The sequence below is a fragment of the Amaricoccus sp. genome, from assembly GCF_036846665.1.
GTDB lineage: Bacteria > Pseudomonadota > Alphaproteobacteria > Rhodobacterales > Rhodobacteraceae > Amaricoccus.
The window spans coordinates 1-2,642 of sequence record NZ_DAIUBO010000360.1; the positions used below are offsets into that span (position 1 = coordinate 1).

General features: G+C 71.3%; 4 protein-coding genes. 1 reads left to right on the forward strand and 3 read right to left on the reverse strand.

Annotated elements, in window-relative coordinates:
- Positions 1 to 92: 92 nt before the first annotated feature.
- Positions 93 to 329 carry a hypothetical protein gene (locus V7050_RS20220; protein ID WP_324367892.1) on the reverse strand — a complete coding sequence of 79 codons (237 nt, stop codon included), beginning with the start codon at positions 327 to 329 and terminating at the stop codon, positions 93 to 95.
- 379 nt (positions 330 to 708) lie between these two features.
- A complete protein-coding gene (locus tag V7050_RS20225) occupies positions 709 to 1,473 on the reverse strand; it encodes a DUF1013 domain-containing protein (RefSeq protein ID WP_324367894.1) in 765 nt (254 codons plus the stop codon).
- Between the two features lie 107 nt (positions 1,474 to 1,580).
- Between V7050_RS20225 and V7050_RS20230 the strand changes: the two genes are divergently transcribed.
- Positions 1,581 to 2,207 carry a ribonuclease T2 gene (locus V7050_RS20230; RefSeq protein WP_324411174.1) on the forward strand — a complete coding sequence of 209 codons (627 nt, stop codon included), beginning with the start codon at positions 1,581 to 1,583 and terminating at the stop codon, positions 2,205 to 2,207.
- Here V7050_RS20230 and V7050_RS20235 read toward each other — a convergent pair.
- On the reverse strand, positions 2,204 to 2,642 hold a 439-nt coding region (locus V7050_RS20235), incomplete at its 5' end, for a VPLPA-CTERM sorting domain-containing protein (protein ID WP_324411176.1). The genes V7050_RS20230 and V7050_RS20235 overlap by 4 nt on opposite strands.

Below are 2,642 nucleotides of genomic sequence, written 5' to 3' on the forward strand. Positions count from 1 at the left end.
CGGCCCGATCGCCACGGGTCGATCGGGCTGGGGACACCCTGGCCGCGGGAGGAACAGGAGGCGACGGCGAGGGCCGCGATCTGAGGCCCGCCTCAGGCGGGCGGAAGGAAGGCGGCGCCACCGTCGCCCTTGAGCGCCACCGCGACCAGGATCAGCCCGGCCGCCAGCCCGACGAGGATCCAGATCGCCGGATTGCCGCCGGAGCCGCCCTCCGGCGCATCGGAAGCGACGGCGACCGGTGCCTGCGGGGCCGGCGGCGCGCTGGTCTGGGCCGCGGCAGGCGTCACCGCCAGCAGCAGCGCCACGGCGAGGATCGATCGGCGGCGCATCGGCATCTCCTAGCAGGGTGCGGCGAACTTGCACTCGGTGTCGCTCGACTTGACGCTGGCCACGACGAGGATGAGCGCCAGCATGAAGCCCGCGGCGACGAAGACATAGGGCGAGGCGGAAGAGCCCATCGGCCTGGCTTCCGCCGGCGCGGCGGCTGCCGGTCGCGATGCGGCAAGCTCCGAGACCCCGGCGCTCGCCGCGCGGCCATCCCCGGGTGTCAATGCAAGTAGAACGGCCTGAAGAAAGACCGGGGCAAGCCCCCGAGATCTTCGCCCCATAACAATTCGTCCGTGAAGGCGTCCAACAAAAACCCTTCATAGCACGAATTCGGCACGACGTCGCGGCCTATTTCGGGGGCGCCGCGATGGGGCGCCCGTCTCACTCGTCGGTGTCGTCCTCGTCGTCCCCGCCGGCCGGCGCGGGCTTGAAGAGGCTCTCCGCATCGGCCTTGGCCTCGGCCCGCGACGGCGCGCGCTCCTCCGAAAGCCCGGCCCCGAGCGTGAAGTTCTCCAGCCCGGCCATGTTGGCGGGGATGCGCGGCTCGATCTCCGCGGCAAGCGACTGCTCGGTGGAGACGAGCTTCATGCGCTCGGCATCGCTCATCACCGTGCCCTCGCCGGCCTTGGCCTTGACCGCCCGCGCCACGGCGGCGTCGAGCTCGGATTGCCGGCACATGCCCAGCGCCACGGGGTCGACCGGCTGGGTATTGGTGATGTTCCAGTGGGTGCGGTCGCGGATCGACTGGATCGTCGGCTTGGTGGTGCCGACGAGCTTGGAGATCTGGCCGTCGGAGAGCTCGGGATGGAACTTCACCAGCCAGGCGATGGCCGCCGGGCGCTCCTGGCGCTTGGAGAGCGGCGTGTAGCGCGGCCCCTTGCGCCGGGTCTCGCCCTCGGCGGCGGGGTTGTGCATCAGCTGCAGCCGGGCGCGCGGGTTCTCCTCGCAGCGCCTGATCTCCTCGGCAGTGAGCTGGCGGTTGAGGATCGGATCGAAGCCCTTGATGCCCTGCGCCACCTCGCCGTCGGCGATCCCGTTCACTTCCAGATCGTGCAGCCCGCAGAATTCCGCGATCTGCTGGAAGCTCAGCGTCGTGTTGTCGATCAGCCAGACGGCCGTCGCCTTTGCCATGAGGGGAAGCGCCATGATCTTTGTCCTTCTCTCGAACAAGCCTCTTCCGGGTCCGAAAACTCGGCTGCGCCGGGGCGCGATGGTCGGTTTTCGCGGGAAGTCAGGGGCGGTATATAGGCGCGATGCCCGTGATGATAAAGCCCTATCTCGCCGCCCTGGCCCTCGCGCTGGCCGCCCGCACGGCCGCCGCGCAGGACTTCGACTATTATCTGCTCGCCCTGTCCTGGACGCCGAGCTTCTGCGCCGCCGAGGGCGATGCGCGGGCGAGCCGCCAGTGCGACCCAGGCCGCGGGCTCGGCTTCACCCTGCACGGGCTCTGGCCGCAATACGAGGAGGGATGGCCGGAATTCTGCGACAGCGCCGCGCGCGATCCCTCGCGCCGCGAGACCGCGGCGATGGCCGACATCATGGGCGACGCGGGGCTCGCCTGGTATCAGTGGAAGAAGCACGGCCGCTGCTCGGGGCTCTCGGCGCGCGACTATTTCGACCGGGCGCGCCTCGCCTATGCGCTGCTCGCCCTGCCCGAGCCCGGCGGCAGCGCGGCAACCGCCGCGGAGGTCGAGGCGGCCTTTCTCGCCGCCAATCCCGACCTCTCCCCCGAGGCGGTGATCGTCACCTGCCGCGGCGACCTGCTGCGCGAGGTGCGCATCTGCCTCGACCGCGACCTCGCGCCGCGGCCTTGCGGCCCGGACGTGCTGAACGACGCCTGCCGCGACCGCGGCCCGCTCGACCTGCCGCCGCCGCGCTAGGCTGCCGCCCGGCGCCGCGCGACGAGGCCGAGCCCGGCGAGCCCGGCGAGCAGCAGCAGCGCCGGTGCGGGCAGCGGCACCGGCGCGACGCCCGCCCGCGCCGCCACGGCCGCCGCCGGAATGACCGAAGGCTCCGGGCCGAGGCCGATATAGGAGAGCGCGATCCCGGCCAGGCGCTTGTGCACCACCGCATTGGGATGGATGCTGTCGAAGAAGACCCGCTCGCGCGCCTCATCCGGAGTGCAGACCGATCCGTCCGGACCGAGGCAGGGCGTCGTGGTGTCGCTCACGCCGTAGCGCTCGGGATCGGCGAGCAGGTTGTTGAAGAACCGGTAGGTATTGACCCGGCGCACGTTCAGCCCCTCGTCGCGCAATTCCCCGATGCGGCGGGCGAGCTGGGGATTGAAGGCGAGCGTGCCCGCCCGTGCGTCGGCG